Raw genomic sequence first — 19,219 nt, forward strand, 5'->3', positions numbered from 1 at the left:
TGATCGGGGGATTTAAAATGGCTGAGAAAAAATTAGTTAAAGATTATGAACGAGAACCCGTGCCTGAACATAAACGTAAGGGCTGGGTCAAGTTATCTATTGTATGGTTAGGGGGAATCGTTGCTTTATCGGCGATTGTTCTTGGAGGAACACTAGCGGGTGGCTTAACGATGTCACAGGCAATCATTGCAACATTGATCGGAACTTTCCTTTTAGCATGTTTGAGTGCTTTGTGTAGTGTTGTCGGGGCGAAAACCAACCTGCCGACTGCTTTGGTTTCCACTTTTGCACTGGGTCGGTACGGGGCGTATGCGGTGTCGATCGTGATTGCCTTATCCTTATTTGGTTGGTTTGGCGTTCAGTTAGACCTTTTCGGTGCGAGTTTAGCGAACGTGATTCAGAACACATTCGGGATTGACGTACCACCTAAATTGCTAGTGGTCATCGGTGGAATTTTGATGACGACAACGGCTGTAATTGGTTATAAAGCGATTGAGAAGTTAAGTTTATTAGCGGTTCCGCTTCTTGCGATTTTAATTGTCGCTTCTTTAATTCGTGTAGGAGGCAGTTCAGAAGCTAATTCTGTTAGTGGGAATTTATTCGGTGATCCGTTATCCGTTGGGGTATCCGTTTCATTGATCATCGGTTCTCTAGCTGTCGGGGCGATTATCGGGCCTGATATTTCCCGTTATGCCAAATCGACTAAAGATGCGGTGATTTCTTCATTTGTCGGTTACTTTGCTGGGTTTAGTTTAGTGTTAGTTGCTTCTGCTGTTTTAGCTAAATTCACCACAGAAACAGACATCGTAGCGATCATGCTTGGTTTAGGTTGGGGTACAGGTGCTTTATTGGTATTGATTTTAGCTCAGTGGACAACGAATGATAATAACTTATATTCATCGGCTCTTGGTTTCTCGGCTATTTTCAAGAATACACCGAAATACGTCTTAACCATTATCGCTGGGACGATTGGAACGTTAATGGCTGTTGGTGGCATTTATGATAATTTTATTCCTTTCTTAAATTTCCTAAGTATTTTAATTCCACCGATTGGCGGGATCTACGTCGCGGATTACTTAGTAAATAAGTCAAAATATAGCTTTGATAACTTAGATCAAATGGTTAATGTGAATGTCCCGAGTGTTGTCGTTTGGGTCGCAGCTGCATTAGTGGCATTTATGACCACACCTCAACCAGATGGCTTTGGATGGTTCACCATTACAGGTGCTTCTGGTTTTGATGCATTCTTAGTCGCATTTGCACTACAAACAGTTGTCGCGAAAGTGTTATTAGTTAAAACACCGAATGCAGTAACCAACTAAAAGGAGGATAAACATGCGTTTATTAGGAAAACAAGAAGTAGAAGATATAGCAATTGGTGCCGCCTTACTTGGAACAGGTGGAGGTGGTGATCCGTATATTGGGAAATTAATGGCGCTACAAGCTATTGAAGAACATGGACCTATTAAACTATTAGATCCTGAAGAAGTTCCAGATGACGCGGTGATTGTCCCATCGGCTATGATGGGTGCCCCAACTGTTATGGTTGAAAAGATTCCTAGTGGTGAGGAAGCAGTAACCGCATTTCAGTCCTTAAAGGATAATCTATCAACTGAGATTTATGCGACGATGCCGATTGAAGCTGGCGGGGTCAATTCCCTTCTTCCATTTGCTTTAGCCGCGCGTCAAGGACTTCCTGTTGTAGATGCTGATGGAATGGGACGAGCATTCCCTGAGCTTCAAATGGTGACCTTCTATTTAGATGGGATGAGTGCCACACCTATGGTTTTATCAGATGAAAAAGGCAATGGAATGGTACTTAATACGATTGACAGTGTCTGGGCAGAACGACTGGCTCGTGGTGCAACGATCGAAATGGGTGGATCGGTCATGCTTGCGATTTATCCAATGAAGGGGCAGGAGATGAAACAGTCATCAATCCGAAATACATTAACTCTAGAAGAAAATATTGGACGAAGTATTCGAGAAGCTAAAGAAAAGAACTATAACCCTGTCCACTCTGTCTTAGACATCACGAATGGTTATGAATTGTTTCAAGGGAAAGTAAAAGATATTAACCGTAAAACCGAAACAGGTTTTGCGAGAGGAACAGCCAAAATCGACGGCATTCATGAGTACAACGGTCGTGAACTCACACTAAGCTTTCAAAACGAGCATTTGATCGCCACTTCTGGAGACGATGTGTTGTGTGTCACGCCTGATTTAATAGCCGTGCTTGATGCTGAAACAGGTATGCCCATTACCACAGAAGGTTTACGTTATGGAGCTCGTTGTATTGTAATCGGAATGCCATGTGATGCCAAGTGGCGAACAGACAAAGGTATTGCCACTGCTGGACCTGGTTACTTTGGCTATGATGTGGAATATACACCTGTTGAAGAACTGAACCAAAAGGAGGGGAAGTAATTGGGTAACTATCGGATCGGAATTGATGTTGGCGGTACACACACAGATGCCGTCGTGTTAGATCAACACTTTAATGTCATCTCAGAAACAAAAGAACCAACCACTGAAGACGTTAGCTCTGGAATCTATAACGCGGTTAAGACAATCATAGCTTCTTCAGATGTTCCAAAAGAAGATATTCGTTATGCCATGCTTGGTACGACTCACTGTACCAATGCCATCGTCGAACGTAAACGACTGAATAACGTAGCGGTCATTCGAATTGGAGCACCGGCTACTTTAGGTATTAAACCGCTAGTCGGCGTCCCCGATGATTTAAGAGACATCTTAGGTCAGCATGTACATATTGTTCATGGCGGCCACGAATTCGATGGACGGCAGATTGCGGATTTGGATACCGAAAAATTATATGAGATCGCTCATGAATTAAAAGGGAATGTTGATTCTGTAGCGATTACCTCTGTGTTTTCACCGGTTTCACCAGAACATGAACAAGTTGCTCAACGAATCCTACAGGAAGTTTTAGGAGATGAAGTCGCCCTTTCCTTATCAAGTGAAATCGGCAGTGTTGGACTACTTGAACGTGAAAATGCCACGATTTTAAATGCAGCTGTGGTCAATGTAGCACGCAGCACGGCTAACGGGTTTATTAACGCATTAAAAGAAGAAGGCGTCGATGCGAAAGTCTTCTTTGGACAGAATGATGGTACCTTAATGTCGGTTGAATACACGGTCAAATATCCGATCTTAACCATCGCTTGTGGACCGACGAACAGTATTCGTGGTGCTTCTTATTTAACCAACCAGTCTGATGCGCTAGTGGTCGATGTAGGTGGTACGACTACGGATATTGGTGTGTTAGTTAGCTCATTCCCACGTCAGTCGTCATTAGCCGTTGAAATTGGCGGGGTTAGAACCAATTTTAGAATGCCTGATATTACATCCATCGGTATTGGTGGTGGTACCATTGTACGCCAATCTGAAGATGGAACCGTCACTCTAGGACCAGACAGTGTGGGTTATCGTCTTCAAGAAGAAGCCTACGTCTTTGGTGGAAACACACTAACGACGACAGATGTTATCGTTGCTAAGGGGCTGGCTTCAGTCGGCGATCCTAATCTCGTTGCTGACTTAGACCCAGACTTAATCAACCAAGCCTACCAAACGTTAGTACAGCAGGTCGAAGAAGCGATCGACCGAATGAAAACGAGTGCCGATCCGATACCTGTTATATTAGTTGGTGGAGGAAGCATTTTACTTCCAGATCAATTAGAAGGTGCCTCAGTTGTCCACCGTCCGAACCATTTTGGTGTAGCAAACGCCATCGGATCTGCCATTGCGCAGGTTAGTGGACAAATTGAACGCGTCTTTACATTAGATGAATTAGGAAGAGAAGAAACACTAGAACTTGCGAAGAAAATGGCCAAAGATGAAGCCATTCAAGCAGGCGCCTCACCAGAAGACCTTGAAATTGTGGACTTTGAAGACGTTCCACTCGCCTATTTACCCGGAAACGCGACAAAAATTCGAGCAAAAGCAGCTGGGACGTTAGCGGAGTAAGTGAAAATATTTTAAGAGCCGTTCGGTTTTGTTAAACAAGGCTGAACGGCTTTTATAAGAGGATAGGTAATAAGGTGAAAACCTTGAACACACTGTTAGGTGGGGTTGGCAAGGTGAGTTTTATTATTTGTGTGACTTTTTCACTAACCTCCATAAATTAAGTGAGAAATCTACATTTTTAATTTGACTCATACACCAATCACATACGTATTCGGTAGGACCACCCCTGCTGTTCACCTTCATCTACTGTATCGTAGAGCTGTATATCTCTGTTGCGAACGCTTTTATTTGATTAAAACGCCGTGACTACGAATGGATAAAGAGTTTTATTTTGATGTTTTTTCAGCTTTTTGGTTAATCAGCATTTATAACTTTTGGGCAAACATGCCCCCACCACAACTTTAAATTGGTGGGCTTCAGCTTTACAGTTAGTTCCTATTCCTTAACTCCTACTACATTAATTCTCTTCAACTCGCGCTTCAATCTCATCACTAGCATACAAAGATATTTCTAAAGTTCCTAGCTTCTTGTCATAGTAATCTATCTCTGTTCGTTTAATAAAATCCAATTCATTAAAACCATCTATCACAAGCTCAATGGAAGTGGTATCGTACAAGTTAGTAATAATACTTTTTATTGCATTGGTGAATCTCATTCTTAGTGGGTGCTCTTCCTCTAGTTTCATTACATTTAAGGGTATATTTACATTTAGTTCTTTAACTGGATATGAATTTAGTAAAGTACTGAAGATTTCATTCATCTCTGTTTCTGTAGCTTGAAGTATATTGCATGGGATGACCCTTATTTTGTATTTATTAATAAGATCAGTTACTATCTCTTTTACATGGTCTGCGTCTGGATCAAGAGTGTTAAGCAACACTACAAATGGCTTTTCTGACTTTTTCATGATACTAATGGTTTCATGCTCTGCATCAATGAATGCAAATCTCGGAAGGGTATCGATAGAACCATCTGTTGTTACTACAAAACCATACTCAGATTTCTCAGTTATCGCTCTCTCTACTTGCATCGGTATCAGTTGTTCTTTGGGAACAGGGGCTCTATTATCATACAGTTTAATCTTTTCTCCCCGAAGTCCAGATGTCCCATGAACCTTACTACCGACACATTGTAATATTTTTGGATTTAATATTAAGTCTTCACTAACTCTAATAGTATCCAGACTACTCATGAGAATTTCTTTCGTGCATACCTCCCTCCCGGATTTACTTTCCGCTAGTACATCATTTTCTTCCATACTGGACAAGTAATATTCCCACTTTTTAGTAAACAACGATTTTCCTGTCCTCACGGGTCCTACCACACAAAAAGTAACTTCACCGTCATTTAGGGCTGCACATTCTAATAATAATTCGTTTTTCAACTTTCTTCCTCCTCCGAATAAATCATCACTACTTTAGACCTAACTATTAACATTACTAATATACATATTTATGGAATTAGTTGTATTTTATAACTGAGATTCAAACTTCACCTATACCTTTGTCCTATTTTATTCTCATATTGCATATATTGATTTTGTATAAAAAAGGAGGCCTTACATGTTAGATGTGGGACAAAAAATATTTAGTAATCATGTCGTTCAGTTAATAGTTATTTTTGCTTGTTTCATTTTGGCTTTTATTGCACAGAATCTTTCAATTAATTTATCTCATATTCCATTAACTCAATTTATCTCATTAAGTATTGATAACATATTTGCTGAAGAAGAATCATTTAATATTTGGTTAAATGTTATATTACCAGCAATAATGTATTTTGGAGCTTGTTTATTATTTATGTGGATGGGGATTAGCAATTTTTTATCTTTCAAACAAGAAGATACTACTCCAAGTAAAGTACTTCGCTTTTTGTTAGCAGTTTCTCAAGTTTTATTATTCGGATGGTTTTTATTTGTTGGAGGTAAATTATTGATCTATTATGCGGCTCTTTCTCTTGTGTTTTTATTTTTAGTTGCATTCTTTATCTGGGTGTTTTCATCGGATAGTAGGAGTCAGAGCTATTAAAGTTATAGAAAGTTGCGCGCTGTGAGTGAACCTCATCCGACGTTTGCACTCTATTAATAGGATTATAGATTTAGAGGTCTCATCGTTTTCGCAAACGATGAGACTTACATTACATAGGAGGATTTGATGATAGATTTACATAGTCATATTTCACCTGGGGCTGATGATGGAGCGAATACGCTTGATGACAGTCTAGAGATGGCTCTGGTTGCGGTTGCCGATGGAAGTGCAACGAAAGAAGAAGCTATTAGGAATTTTTTAGGTAGAACACGTCGGAAAGTGGTCCGACGTGTTTTTTTAATCATACCCACCTGTTGGCTCTGGCAGTTCTTGATAGGCTTGTTTATTTTTGACGAGGTGGAAGATGTCGTCGCGTAGTTCTTTTAATTGTTGGGCGTCTTTAGTGGGATCGCAGTATTCTCCTGACCAGGCGTGTGTTTGGATTTCACCGTCCATTTCGATTTTCCATTCGTCTTCGGTGTGTGGTGTTTGCATGCAGTCGGGATTTTTCGGTTCGAGTTGTTTATTTTCCATGATGTTAATGTCTTTCATTTTTTCGTAGATGTCGGTGATTTCTTCGTCGGTGAAGGTGATGTCGGTTGTTTCGGTGCCGTCTTCGATTAGGTCCTTGGTGACGGTATTTTCGAATGTGTTGATTTCGTTTTTACTTTGGATGCCGAATTTGACGTGGAAGTTGAAGTCATCAGGTACATCTTCAGGCATGTCTGGGCCTGCTCCTGTGGTTCCCTCCCCTATTCCACAACCGAATAAGAGTAGTAGTGTGAGTAATGCGGTTAGCTTTTTGATAAGATCACCTCCTAGTATATTGACGTTTTATGAGGGAATTTGTTTCACCTATAGTTTTTAGAAATATGTTAAAATTTAAATAACTTATTTCGCAATCGATTTGACTAGGAGGATATGGATGAGAGATTTTGTCATTGTGCATGGTGCTTGGGATGGTGGTTGGTATTGGAAGGATACAGCAGCTGGTTTGCGGAAGCTAGGGCATGATGTTTATACGCCGTCTTTAACGGGGCTGGGTGACCGGACGCATTTGGCGACGCGAGAGACGGATTTGGATACGCATGTTGAGGATATTGTGAATGTGATTTTGTATGAGGATTTACAGGATGTGTTGCTAGTCGGTCATAGTTATGGTGGCTGGGTGGCGACGGGGGTGGCCGAGTGGATTCCTGAGCGAATTGGGCGTTTGATTTATGTGGATGCGCTTGTGCCATTCGAAGACGGCCAGGCGGTGACGGATGTATATGATGAGGCATTGATCGAGCAGATTGAGGAGTTGGCCGACGCTTACGGTGATGGTTGGAAGGTTCCTTACCCTGTCTCGCCTGCTTCTGATTCTAGGTTTTCGGCGCATCCTCTGAAGACGTTCACGCAGCCTTTGAAATTGGGGAATCCTGATGCTGAGAAGTTGAAACGGTGTTATGTGGCGTGTACGGGACGAGAGGATTTGCCGCTTTACCAGGTGGTTGAGCAGATGGCGAGTCGCGCGAAGGAGCTTGGTTGGGGGTATTTTGAGCTGCCGACTGGGCATAATCCGAATGAGTCGATGCCTGGGGAGACGGCGTTGTTGTTGGACCGGGTTGCTAAGGATTGTTAGGTTTTTTGGGGATTACAGGGTGTTTGGAGTTGTCGGTGGGTGTTGCGGGTTCGGGGGATTTTCGAGGATGGAAGTCGTTTGTGGTAGGTTAAGTTGGTGTTTTACATAGGAGAGTGCGCTTGGGGGTTGTTGGCTTCTGGGCGTTCTTTTTTTGTGCGTGAGTGGGTGTGGTGACTGTTGATTGGCGAGCGATGTGCGAGTTTAAAGTGTCGCTGGATGGTCGCGCGAGGTGGAATTGAGATCGATCCCCCACTTGTTTGGGCAAGTCTTTTCGGTGAAATTATGGCATAATGAATGAGATAGATTTGGACGGGAATTTTTTAAAGTAAGTGAGGTTGATGGTCATGAATTATAATCAGCTGAAGTCGTTTATTTATGTTGTGGAGTTGGAGAGTTTTTCTAAGGCGAGTGAGGCGTTGTATTTGACGCAGCCGACTGTGACGACTCATGTAAAAAGTTTGGAGAAGCATTTGAACACGTTATTATTTGATCGCCATCATAAGGGAATCGCACTCACCCAGTCGGGGCAGATACTTTATCAGCACGCGCTTGAGATTGTGCGATTAAATGATCAAGCGCAGAGTGATATTGAAAAACTTGGCAACCAAGTTTACGGCGATTTGAAAATGGCTTGTAGTTTAACGATCGGTGAGTTTATTTTGCCGAATATTTTAAAGGAAGTTAATGAGCATTATCCGTTGATCCATGTTAGTGCTGAGATTTTGAACACGAATACAATTATTGATCGGATTGCGAATCATCAAATTGATATCGGCTTAATCGAGACGCATGTTGAGCATGATTTTTTACAGATTGAGCCGTTTACTGATGATGAGTTGGTGTTGATTTCGAGTCAGGGTTATTTTGATAATGCTGGTGCGATTTCGTTGGAGGATCTTAAGAATGTTCCTTTAATTCTCCGAGAGCCAGGGTCGGGCACACGGGCCGAGGTGGAATCATTGTTTAAGCGGTTTGGATTGGGTGTTGGCCAGTTTGATGTGACGCTAGAGCTTGGCAGCACCGAAGCGATTAAGAACGCGGTGATTAACGAGTTGGGTGTGTCGATTATTTCCAAGCGTTGTGTGAAAAAGGAGCTCGAGCTTGGTCTGTTGGATGTTCACCCTTTTGCGGAGGGCGAGTTGAAGCGTCAGTTTTATATTGCCTCGCACCGGACGAAGGTGATGCGTCCGATTGAAGAGCTGTTTTGTCATATGGTGAAGCAGCATGATTATGATCGGTTGGTTTGAAGGGTGTTTTTACGGATTGGAGGGCCTTTCTCACGGATTGAGCACCCCTTTTCACGGATTAGAGGGCCTTTCTCACGGATTGAGCACCCCCTTTCACGGATTGGAGGGCTATTCTCACGGATTGAGCACCCCCTTTCACGGATTGAGCATCTGATTTCACGGATTGAGCGTACTGATTAATGCGAAGTGGCTTCTTAATTCGGCGAGAATGAAATAATCCGGCGTTCGCCGGATTATCTTTTTTTTATAGTTGAATGAGTCCGCCTAGTAGGGTGACCATGGTTAGGGCGACGAGGGTGACTGTGATCGAAGCGACTAGGCCGATGATGAATGGTTTGTAGCCGAGTCCTTTGAAGACGGCTAGGTTGGTGGATAGTCCGACTCCGGCCATGGCGATTCCTAGTAAGTAGGTTGAGCTAAAGGTACTGATGCTGGATGTTAGGTTTTTCCATGTGTCTTCTTGTAGGGTACCGAATGCTAAGCCTTGGTAGTCTACTCCAGCGTCGCCGATTGAACGGATGACGGCGACGATTAGGAATCCGATGACGAATAGTGGGATGAGCTGGTACCATTTTTTTGCGTCGGCTTTTGACGTGCTTGAGTTTCGATTGCGATTTTTTAAATAATAGTACGACAATAGCGGGACGACGGCGATGATTAGGACGTTTCGTGTTAGTTTGGTAATCGTCGCGGTTTCAATGACTTGATCGATGCCAAATGCCTGAAAGTAGATTAGTGATGCGCCGGCTACTTGGGCGGTTTCGTGAATCGATGTTCCTAAGAATAGCCCTGCGCGAATCGGATCGTCTGAGAACAGGTAGAATGCTAGATAGGGATAGGCGAACATCGCGATGATTCCGAACAGGGTGATGTTGGCAATTGCATAGGCGACCTCTTCGTCGTTGGCCTTGATGCCGGGTGTAATGGCGACTATGGCAGTGACGCCGCAGATGCCGGTTCCAGCGGCAATTAATGAGCCGAGTCTGTGCGATTGATTGAGCCGGTTGGTGAACCATAATGTCACGATCAGTCCGGTCATGACGCAGATGAGGATAATCGGTATGCCCCATGCGCCAAGCTTGATGACGTCGATGAAGCTTAGGCGAATGCCTAATAAAATGATTCCGAATTTTAGAATGAATTTGATTGAAAAGGTGACGCCTGCTTGGAATGTTTCGTGTAATCCGATGAGGTTACGAATGAGTAGGCCGATCACGATGGCGACGAAAATAGATGAGATTGGACTTTTACTGGCTTCTGGTAGGCCTTGTAGTTGGTTGATCCATCCGCCTAATAGGTCTGAGATTAAAATGCCGATAAGGACGATGGCGATACATAAGATGATTCCGGGTGTGATTTTTTTAGCGTTAGCTGTGAATGTTTGCATCATGATGACCCTCCTACGATCTTCTCTATCAAACTTACCATAGGATGGCTGGCAATCGTCATTGTGATTTTTTATAGGGGGAATAGATAAAATTTATACGGTAGCAAAAAGCACGTCTGGAGGTTTTAGTGGATTCCAGGCGTGCTTTTTTTATTGATAAGTTTTGATGTTGGAGAGGGTTTACTGATCTCAAACGCGTTGGAGAGAGTAACGGTACTGGTATCAATTTTGGAGAGAGCTCACTGATCTTAAGCGCGTTGATATTTAAGACGAAGGGTTGTTAAGTTGAGGTATTTCTTTTAGCCCTGATCACTCCAACAGTCATCGTAACAGCGCCGATCGCTATAAAAATTATCGATGCATTAGTGAAAACGGGGTCTAAATCCGCGTACTTAGCGATCCAATAGACTAATGCCGCAAGTACCATTAACATTAAACCTACCCACTTCATCGAACCTCTCCTTTACTCAGATTTATTCGGGTCTACTTCTTGCTGATTGTTGTGCATGCTTTAGCTTTAATTATTTACTTTAACTAACTCACCCTGTTTGTAGTTGTACTCTGCACTTAATTGCTCTTCACTTTCCAAATGGACAAGAGCGTTGATGGCATTTCCCTCCAATTTGATTTCACTGAACAGATTAGATGGTATGCCGAGAGTTTCACTGATGTTTATACTTCTCTCAAGATTGCCATGATTCCACCTATAAAAATTAAGATCGGGCCCTTCTAAATGCGCACCTTGGAATTGGTTCGCGAATAAAATATCATTCGATTCGGCCAATCCTTCTATCATCGGCGAGCCCCAGTCCTCAAACGCCAGCCATTTATCATCGTTCGTATCATAGATTAGATACAGCATTCTCCCCGGACTATTAGCCGACAGTTCAATCGCCGAATGGAGTATATGTTGTTCTGAGTTGAATCGATGGTCTAATAAATATACGGCTTGTTCTTCTTCAGGCTGATCTTCCAGCATACGATCGGACGTACACTCATTTATTTGAAACACATCCCCATTAACCTCCAGGAATGATAGCGTCTCATGAGCGTTGCCACACGCATGACTCTCATTCGTTTCTTGATACACATTTAACGTGACTTGTTCATCCTCTATGTCTCCTAAGGGGAGCGAATCGATTAACTCCATACTATTGGTTGGTTCATTTTGGTCTAAATGAGTAAGCTCGACAGATTCATAGCTTAGCTCCACTTGGTTAGGCAGTTCTTGGATGGAATCTTTATTGGTTTGATCATTGGAATGATTATTGGAATCCTCATTGAGAGGGTCATTGGCGTGATCATCTTCATGGTCGTTGTCCTCTTCATCTAGAGCTTCTTCTGAGTTATCTGGTTGTGATGGATCAGATTGGGATAGATCACTATCAGTTTGACTACCACAAGATGATAATAAAACAGCGAGGAAAATGATCAATAAGAATAAGCGCTGCATGGATACAACTCCCCCTTTTGAGTGCTTGTGCTTTTATTTTAGCATACTTTTTGGTGTGGATTGGGTGTACTTTTTCACGGTTGGAAGTGCACTCTCACGGATTGGTGGCGCCTTTTCACGGATTGGGTGCACTTTTCCACGGATTAGAGGCGCATTCTCACGGATTGAATGAACTTCTCCACGGATTGGAGGCGTCTTTTCACGGATCAAATCACTTCTTCAGGGATTGGGGGCACATTCTCACGGATTGGAGGCGCATTCTCACGGATTGGAAGCACACTCTCACGAAATAATTTCAAGATGAAAGCACGCCGGAAAGTTGGCGTTATTCCGACGTGCTTGATTTTTTACTGTTTAAGGTTTTCGATGATGGCGTCGGCTATGCGTTTGGATGCTTCGCCGTCTCCGTATGGGTTGGAGGCTTTGGACATTTTGGCGTGTGCTTGTTCGTCTGTTAGTAGTTCGTTGGCTAGGTTGAAGATGTGGTCTTCGTTGGTGCCAGCGAGTTTGAGTGTTCCGGCTTCGACGCCTTCTGGACGTTCGGTCGTGTCGCGTAGGACGAGGACGGGGACGCCGAGTGATGGTGCTTCTTCTTGGACGCCGCCTGAGTCGGTTAAAATTAGGTGTGCTCGGGCTGCGAAGTTATGGAAGTCGATGACGCCGAGTGGTTCAATTAAGTTGATGCGATCATCGTCGCCAAGGATGTCGTTGGCTGTTTGTTGGACGACTGGATTCAAGTGCACCGGGTAAATCACGTGAATGTCGTCGTGCGTTTCGACTAATCGCTTAATCGCGCGGAACATTTGCTCCATGTTTTGTCCGAGATTTTCACGGCGATGCGCGGTGACTAAGACGAGACGCTTGTCCCCTACTTGTTGAAGGATTGGGCTCGTATAGTTGTCGTCAACCGTTGTCTTTAGCGCGTCGATCGCGGTGTTTCCTGTTACGTAAATTTGATTATGATCTTTATTTTCGTTGAGGAGGTTTTGTTGTGCTTGGTTTGTTGGCGCAAAGTGTAAATCTGCCATCACGCCTGTTAGCTGGCGGTTGAGCTCCTCTGGGAATGGCGAGTGCTTATTCCACGTTCTTAGGCCCGCTTCCACGTGGCCAACTTGAACTTGGTTATAGAATGCTGCGAGTGATGCTGCGAACGTGGTCGTCGTGTCACCGTGAACGAGCACGATATCAGGCTTCGTCTCCTTGATCACTTCGTCTAAACCTTCTAGTGCGCGAGTCGTTACTTGTGTCAGCGACTGTTTTGCTTTCATAATGTTTAAGTCGTAGTCTGGTGTTACGTTGAAAATATCTAGAACTTGGTCTAGCATTTCGCGGTGCTGTGCTGTTACCGTTACGATTGTTTCAAACTGCTCCGGACGTTTATTTAATTCTAGCACAAGCGGCGCCATCTTAATCGCCTCAGGCCTTGTACCAAAAACCGTCATCACTTTAATTTTTCGATCCAATTCACTCACTCCATCATTTTCATCATTTCGACTAATAACTAACTCCCTTAAGGTTATGACAACTGCCAGGAAAATTCAATACCTGTGTCTTTTGGTAGTGCCTGTCACTTCCCGGATTCGGGAAGTGACAGGCACCACTCGAAATTTGTCGAATAAAAAGCGAACAGTGGTTGGCACTGTTCGCTTCGTTTTTATATTTTAAATTGGCGGACTAGGTCGTTTAGTTGTTCGGCTAGTTTGGCTAGGTTGTCTGAGCTTGATGCGACTTCTTCCATTGAGCTGCTTGTTTGTTGGGTTGAGGCGGATGTTTGTTCGATTCCTGCTGCTGATTCTTCTGAGACGGCTGCGATTTCTTGGATAGAGCTGTTCATTTGTTGGCTGCCTGCGGCCATTTCAGATAGATGGCTAGTAATTGTTTTGATGCTGTCGACAACTTCTGTTATACCTTCGTTGATTCCAGCGAATTTTTCTCCGGTCAATTTAATTTGTTGGGTTCCTTGTTCAACTTCCTTATAGCCACCTTTTAGAGACTCTGTGACGACGCTAGATTCGTTTTGGATCGTTGAGACGATGTCGGTGATGTCTGTTACTGAATCTGAGACTTGTTCAGCTAGTTTTCTAACTTCATCGGCAACGACAGCAAAACCTTTTCCATGTTCGCCAGCCCGGGCTGCTTCAATGGCTGCATTTAATGCGAGCAGGTTGGTTTGTTCTGCAATGTCTTGAATAACGGATATTAGTTTTGAGATTTTTTGAGCTTGTGTATCGAGACCTTGAACTTTTTGGACGGCATCTTGGACAACGGTATCGATTTTCTCCATCTGTTCGTTTGATGAATTCATTAATTGATGACCTTCATCAGTAATCGTTAGGACGTCATTGGAGTTTTGTTGGATCAGTTCGCCGTTTTCGTGTGCTTCTTGGACTTTTGTTGTGAATTCTCCAATCACTGATGATAGTTCACTTGAGTTGTTGGCTTGTGTCTCTGAACCTGACGAAATCTCCTGCATAGTTGCTGCTACTTGAAGTGATCCTTCTTTCACTTCATTGGCAGATTGGGTCAGTTCTTCGCTTTGGCTCGATAGATGTTCAGATGCAGTCGAGACATTTTGAATAACCTCTCTTAAACTATGCTGCATTTCTCTCATCCCTAAAGCTAGTTGACCAATTTCATCTCGTGAATTAACGTCAATCTCTTCGGTTAGGTCACCTTCTCGGATCTTATTAATACTCGTTGAAAGTTTGTTAACTGGCTTAGTGATCGAGCGAATAATAGATACCATCACGATTAAGCCAAGTAAAACGGATATAGCGATGACAATAATCGTTGTCACCATTATGCCGGAAGCTGCTTCTTCTACTTCACTTTTGTATAGTGTGCCTAGAACTTTCCAGCCAGTGTACTCATTTGTTGTAAACTCGACTTGTCTTTCTCCTCCATCTGATGAATAAGAAAGATTTCCCTGATCCTGATTAAATACCGATTCTAACCATCCCTCATCAGCTAACGTGCCAATGTCTTTTTCGGGATGCACTAGATAGTTGTTTTGGCCATCAATAATGGCGGCAAATCCTTGCTCTCCGATTTGGATCTCACTAGTAAAGTCAGCAATAAATGACAAGCTAACATCAATCCCGATGACTCCACTGCGGTCGTTAGTGGTTTTGGCGATGGTGATCATGATCTCATCGGAGGCTGCATCCTCGTATGGATCGGTAATGACGACTTCACCAACATTGTCCATCGCATCTTCGTACCAAGCTCGATCTCGTGGATCATAGTCACTGCCTAAATCTAGTTCTGGTTGAGTGACCATTTCACCATTATTTGTACCAACATAGATTGTGGATACTTCAGGGTGAAGCTCGATATATTGTGAAAATTGGTCATGGATCTGATCTTTATCATCATACATTGATCGTCGTACTTCACCAGAAAGAAAATCTAGATCATTAAACTTCGGTTCAAAAGTTTCCGTAATTTCATCATCCACTCGTACGACATCATCCCCTGCCGTATCCAGTATGTAATCGCCTAATACTGCTTGCGCTTTCTGAAAAGAACTTATACCAATAATAAGACTCGGTATAAGAAGAACTAACATAAAAGCAACAATCAACTTAGACCTTAACTTCCAATTCTTAAACCTTATAAAACTCTTAAATTTACTCATGATGGCACCCTGCTTTCAATAGTAAGATTAGTTAAACGCTAGCCTCTTATTATATCGATCAAAAACTGCATTTGTTTATAGGATTTATTGAAATAGTGCCTGTCACTTGTCGAATTTTGGCGACTGGTGAGTTCGGGGGGGTGACAGAGTTGTTCGAGGAGTGCCTGTCACTTGTCGTTTTTTGTCGGTTGTGAATAGTGATATGTGACTGAGGTGCTATTATATGGAAATAGGGTACGGTAGTTTGGTGTCTGTATGTTTGGTGGAGTGAGCTGTTAATTGAAACACTTTTCACACCCCTCTTCCGTGATCTCGCAATAAACACAACTTCTTGTTGAATTATTTCTGTATGGACGAAGCTTATCTAATAGTTCCTTAGCAAATTCTGCCCTCCCCGCCCAATAGAGTTGATTAGATTCTGCGATCTTGGTCATTTCTATAGCGCTATCGTATTCTTTCTTGACCACTTCTACTAAACAATGTATTTCCATGCACATCACCTTCATCATTTTTTCTAAGTAAATCGTTCTATTAATTCCCTGGCCCTAGTATAAAGGCTTTAGATGATGAATGTTGTGATGAGAAGCACAAATAAGTGCCTGTCACTTCTCGAAATTTGACGAAATACAGAAAGTTCGGGGAGTGACAGGCACTTGTCGAATTTTGTTGAAAACCCGCCGATCTGAATCGACCGGCGGGTTTTCTGTTTTTTTATTGGATGTTGGTTCCGTTGACTGTTGATAGTTGGCCGTTGTCGTCGTAGACAGCGGTGACAACTTTCCACTCGCCAGCGAACTCGTAGTATACGTTAACTTCATCATTATTTGATTGTTCTTTGTTCAAGTATAGGTGATCGTCGCTTGAGCCTGCTGGGTCGACTGGAGTGACGGTTCCATTGGCATTTTGCCAGAGGATTTGATCAGCGTCATTTGACTCGACACCGGCAACTCTAAAGAAGTCGTCAAGCTCAGTTACTTCTAACTCGTCTGCAGCAAACTCCTCAGCATCTTCTACTAAATAGTCAACCACTGTTACGCCGTTGACTGTTGATAGCTGGCCGTTGTCTGCATACTCTGCGACAACAACTTTCCATTCACCACCAAAGTTGTAGTAAACTTTTTCAACACCTTGACTCTCTTCTCTTAAGTAGAGGCGATCATCTTTCTCTCCTGCTGGATCGACTGCAGTCATGGATCCGTCTGAGAACTGCCAGAGAATTTGATCGGCATTGTTAGAATCTACTCCGTCTACACTAATCAGCTCGTGGTCAGGTAGTAGAGTGACATCTAATTCACTCGCCACAAATTCTTCAGCGTCGATATCCAAGGTGATCCCGTTTACTTCCGCTAAATCACCATTATCGTCATATATAGCCGTGATCACTTTCCACTCACCAGCGAAGTCGTAGTAAACATTAACTTCATCGCCACTTGATTGTTCTTTATTCAAGTAAAGGTGGTCGTCGTTCTCACCTGCTGGCTGTTGTTCAACGACAGTGCCGTCTGCAAGTTGCCAGAGGATCTGATCTGCGCTGTTTGAATCAACACCGGCAACGCGGTAGTAATCATCAAGCTCTGTTACATTTAGTTCTTGCCCTTCGAATGCGTCAACGTCTTCAACTAAGAAGTCGATGACATCCACACCGTTAATGCTTGCTAGTAGGCCATTGTCTGCGTATTCCGCTACAACAACTTTCCACTCGCCATCAAATTCGTAATAAACCTTTTCAACACCTTCGCTTACATCTCTTAGATAAAGATGGTCATCAGTGTCACCTGCTGGGTCAACTGCAGTTACAGTTCCGTTCGCAAATTGCCAAAGGATTTGGTCTGCTGCGTTGGCATCAACGCCAGCAACACGGATTAGATCATGGTCGGAAAAAATCGCCAATTCTAATTCGTTTGTCGCAAACTCTTCAGCATCTTCTACCAGGAAGTCAATTAGCGAAACGCCATTGATATTATCTAATAGGCCATTGTCTGCATACTCAGCTACAACAACTTTCCACTCGCCATCAAATTCGTAATAAACTTTTTCAACACCTTCGCTTACATCTCTTAGATAAAGATGGTCATCAGTGTCACCTGCTGGGTCAACTGCAGTTACCGTTCCGTTTGCAAATTGCCAAAGGATTTGGTCTGCTGCATTGGCATCAACGCCTGCGACACGGATCAGATCATGGTCGGAAAGAATCGCTACCTCGAAATCTTTTGCATCGAAATCTTCTGCTTGATCGACCTGATTTTCAATTTCACCTGTTACATTCGTGTTTGACTCAGAGATTAATGTTCCAACTGTGCTGTTTTCTGAAACAGTTACGTTTGTATCAACTGAATCTGCTGAAACTTCAATTGTTTTTACCGATTGGTTATTCACCTCGACGTTGGTGTTAACGCCTTGAACGCGTACGTTATTAATGTCGCCGTCACCGTTAAGGGACACGTCTGCGCCTGCATTCACTTGACCAACGATTGAATCTTGCGCCACTTTAATTGATGATTTCCCGAAAATGTTAACCGTATTTTCAGTGAAATCACCTGTGAATTCAACCTCTTCGCTCGCTACATTAATTTCACCGAAAGAACCTGCTGTACGGTCAAGGTTCGCTTTCGATGCCACACCTGTTGTCGTAATCGTGGTATCGCCGTCAGATTTCACGCGAACTGGATTGTCTTGCTCAGAATCAACGATCAATTGGTCTGAAGCCACGTTATTTAAGTGGATTGAATTTTCACCACCTGATAACACAAGCACCTGATTAGCTTCGACACTGTTTAATGTCACATCACCATCTTCACCTGGATTAAGGAATAGAGTTCCCTCAACGTTTAAATTCTCAACAGTTGTATAATTTCCATTTACATAAAAATCGCTTGTTAACTTCTGGTCTTGTCCGTCAAAAGTTAACGGGGCATCCTCTGTACCATCAGCGTTAAGCGTGATGTGGTCGATTGTTTTAATCTCACCACGTGGTGCGTAGAACTGGATCTCTGCACCTTCTAGAACGTTTTCGTCCTGTTCTTCTACTAAGCTAGCAAACTCTGAAGTAACTGCGAAAGCTTCGTCGTCTACTACAAGTTCGCCATTTTCCACAACTAATTCAACATCATAGTTGAAAAGTTCATAAGCACGGTATAGGAATAGCGCCATTTCTGAGCGAGTAACGGTCTCATCCGGCATGTAGCGATCTTCTGCCACACCTGTCGTCACGCCATTTTCCAATAATGCATCCACGTACTCTTTAAACCAACGATCATCAGCCACATCCTTAAACTGATCATACTCTTCATCAGCCTTCAGCATGAACGCTTCTGTGATCATCTTGGCCATTTCAGAACGCTTCATATAGCTATAAGGACGATATGTATTGTCTTCAAAGCCGTCGACAATCTCCTCTTTCTCTAAAGCAGTTACGTATGGCACATACCACTTCTCGCTTACATCTTCAAAATCAGAAGAAGCCTCTTCTGGAGTTGGTAGATTTAGCGTATTGGCTAACATTTTAGCCGCTTCAGCCCTTGTCACATCCTGACTTGGACGGAAAGTGCCGTCGGTAAATCCATTAATAAAGCCTTTCTCCTCACCAAAAGAAATAGCTTCATAAGCTGTCGTCCCCACTTCGACATCAGGGAACACACTAGATTCATTACTATCACTTGACTGCGATTGCGCGAACGCACCCACCGGTGACAACAATGTTACTAACAATAAAACTAGCCCCGTAAAAAGAACCAGCCCTTTATTCCGAAAAGCATTACTCATACTGTTCAACACCCCTAAAAATAAATTTGCAACAAAACTGCAAAAACATTGTAACACTCTGTAAATGGAAAATAACTGGTACATAATGGGTGGGG

At 43.0% G+C, this 19,219-nt stretch carries 15 protein-coding genes; 7 read left to right on the forward strand and 8 right to left on the reverse strand.

The features are described from left to right. The first annotated feature begins 17 nt into the window (after positions 1–17). The 3 genes from HWQ49_RS06835 to HWQ49_RS06845 are packed head-to-tail and all read left to right on the forward strand — an operon-like array spanning position 18 to position 3,987. Positions 18–1,322, forward strand: coding sequence for a cytosine permease (locus tag HWQ49_RS06835; protein ID WP_188206859.1), 1,305 nt, complete (start codon positions 18–20; stop codon positions 1,320–1,322). A gap of 13 nt (positions 1,323–1,335) precedes the next feature. Continuing rightward, a complete protein-coding gene (locus tag HWQ49_RS06840) occupies positions 1,336–2,427 on the forward strand; it encodes a DUF917 domain-containing protein (protein WP_188206860.1) in 1,092 nt (363 codons plus the stop codon). Then, complete coding sequence (locus HWQ49_RS06845) at positions 2,428–3,987, forward strand: hydantoinase/oxoprolinase family protein (RefSeq protein ID WP_188206861.1); 1,560 nt, start codon at positions 2,428–2,430, stop codon at positions 3,985–3,987. It abuts the gene before it with no gap. 457 nt (positions 3,988–4,444) lie between these two features. Here HWQ49_RS06845 and HWQ49_RS06850 read toward each other — a convergent pair whose 3' ends face one another. Continuing rightward, the gene (locus tag HWQ49_RS06850; protein ID WP_188206862.1) at positions 4,445–5,371 is read right to left on the reverse strand and encodes a stage IV sporulation protein A; all 927 of its coding nucleotides are present in this window, start codon (positions 5,369–5,371) and stop codon (positions 4,445–4,447) included. Positions 5,372–5,549: 178 nt separating this feature from the next. On the opposite strand from HWQ49_RS06850, the gene HWQ49_RS06855 reads away from it, so the two are divergent. Beyond that, positions 5,550–6,014, forward strand: a complete 465-nt coding sequence (locus tag HWQ49_RS06855; protein WP_188206863.1) for a hypothetical protein — start codon at positions 5,550–5,552, stop codon at positions 6,012–6,014. A gap of 126 nt (positions 6,015–6,140) precedes the next feature. Next, entirely contained in the window at positions 6,141–6,392 is a 252-nt protein-coding gene (locus HWQ49_RS14875; RefSeq protein ID WP_394810762.1) for a CpsB/CapC family capsule biosynthesis tyrosine phosphatase, read from the forward strand. Here the strand turns inward: HWQ49_RS14875 and HWQ49_RS06860 are convergent. Beyond that, positions 6,312–6,737: a hypothetical protein gene (locus HWQ49_RS06860; RefSeq protein ID WP_188206864.1), complete on the reverse strand. Its 426-nt coding sequence runs from the start codon at positions 6,735–6,737 to the stop codon at positions 6,312–6,314. The genes HWQ49_RS14875 and HWQ49_RS06860 overlap by 81 nt on opposite strands. 202 nt (positions 6,738–6,939) lie before the next feature. On the opposite strand from HWQ49_RS06860, the gene HWQ49_RS06865 reads away from it, so the two are divergent. Next, positions 6,940–7,638, forward strand: coding sequence for an alpha/beta fold hydrolase (locus HWQ49_RS06865; protein WP_188206865.1), 699 nt, complete (start codon positions 6,940–6,942; stop codon positions 7,636–7,638). Between the two features lie 344 nt (positions 7,639–7,982). Beyond that, positions 7,983–8,885: a selenium metabolism-associated LysR family transcriptional regulator gene (locus HWQ49_RS06870; RefSeq protein ID WP_188206866.1), complete on the forward strand. Its 903-nt coding sequence runs from the start codon at positions 7,983–7,985 to the stop codon at positions 8,883–8,885. Positions 8,886–9,129: 244 nt separating this feature from the next. On the opposite strand, the gene HWQ49_RS06875 is transcribed toward HWQ49_RS06870, so the two are convergent. From HWQ49_RS06875 to HWQ49_RS06905, 6 genes are all read right to left on the reverse strand, one after another. After that, positions 9,130–10,275, reverse strand: a complete 1,146-nt coding sequence (locus tag HWQ49_RS06875; protein ID WP_223155048.1) for a YeiH family protein — start codon at positions 10,273–10,275, stop codon at positions 9,130–9,132. A 277-nt stretch (positions 10,276–10,552) separates the two neighbouring features. Further along, positions 10,553–10,723, reverse strand: a complete 171-nt coding sequence (locus HWQ49_RS06880) for a hypothetical protein (RefSeq protein WP_188206867.1) — start codon at positions 10,721–10,723, stop codon at positions 10,553–10,555. A 66-nt stretch (positions 10,724–10,789) separates the two neighbouring features. Next, complete coding sequence (locus tag HWQ49_RS06885) at positions 10,790–11,725, reverse strand: hypothetical protein (RefSeq protein WP_188206868.1); 936 nt, start codon at positions 11,723–11,725, stop codon at positions 10,790–10,792. Positions 11,726–12,072: 347 nt separating this feature from the next. After that, a complete protein-coding gene (gene wecB / locus HWQ49_RS06895; protein WP_317450915.1) occupies positions 12,073–13,188 on the reverse strand; it encodes a non-hydrolyzing UDP-N-acetylglucosamine 2-epimerase in 1,116 nt (371 codons plus the stop codon). A gap of 191 nt (positions 13,189–13,379) precedes the next feature. Further along, positions 13,380–15,362, reverse strand: a complete 1,983-nt coding sequence (locus HWQ49_RS06900) for a methyl-accepting chemotaxis protein (RefSeq protein WP_188206870.1) — start codon at positions 15,360–15,362, stop codon at positions 13,380–13,382. Positions 15,363–16,073: 711 nt separating this feature from the next. Beyond that, positions 16,074–19,124, reverse strand: coding sequence for an S-layer homology domain-containing protein (locus HWQ49_RS06905; RefSeq protein WP_188206871.1), 3,051 nt, complete (start codon positions 19,122–19,124; stop codon positions 16,074–16,076). Positions 19,125–19,219: the final 95 nt, after the last annotated feature.

The sequence above is a fragment of the Alkalibacillus aidingensis genome, from assembly GCF_014595945.1.
In the GTDB taxonomy this organism is placed as follows: Bacteria; Bacillota; Bacilli; order Bacillales; family Alkalibacillaceae; genus Alkalibacillus; species Alkalibacillus aidingensis.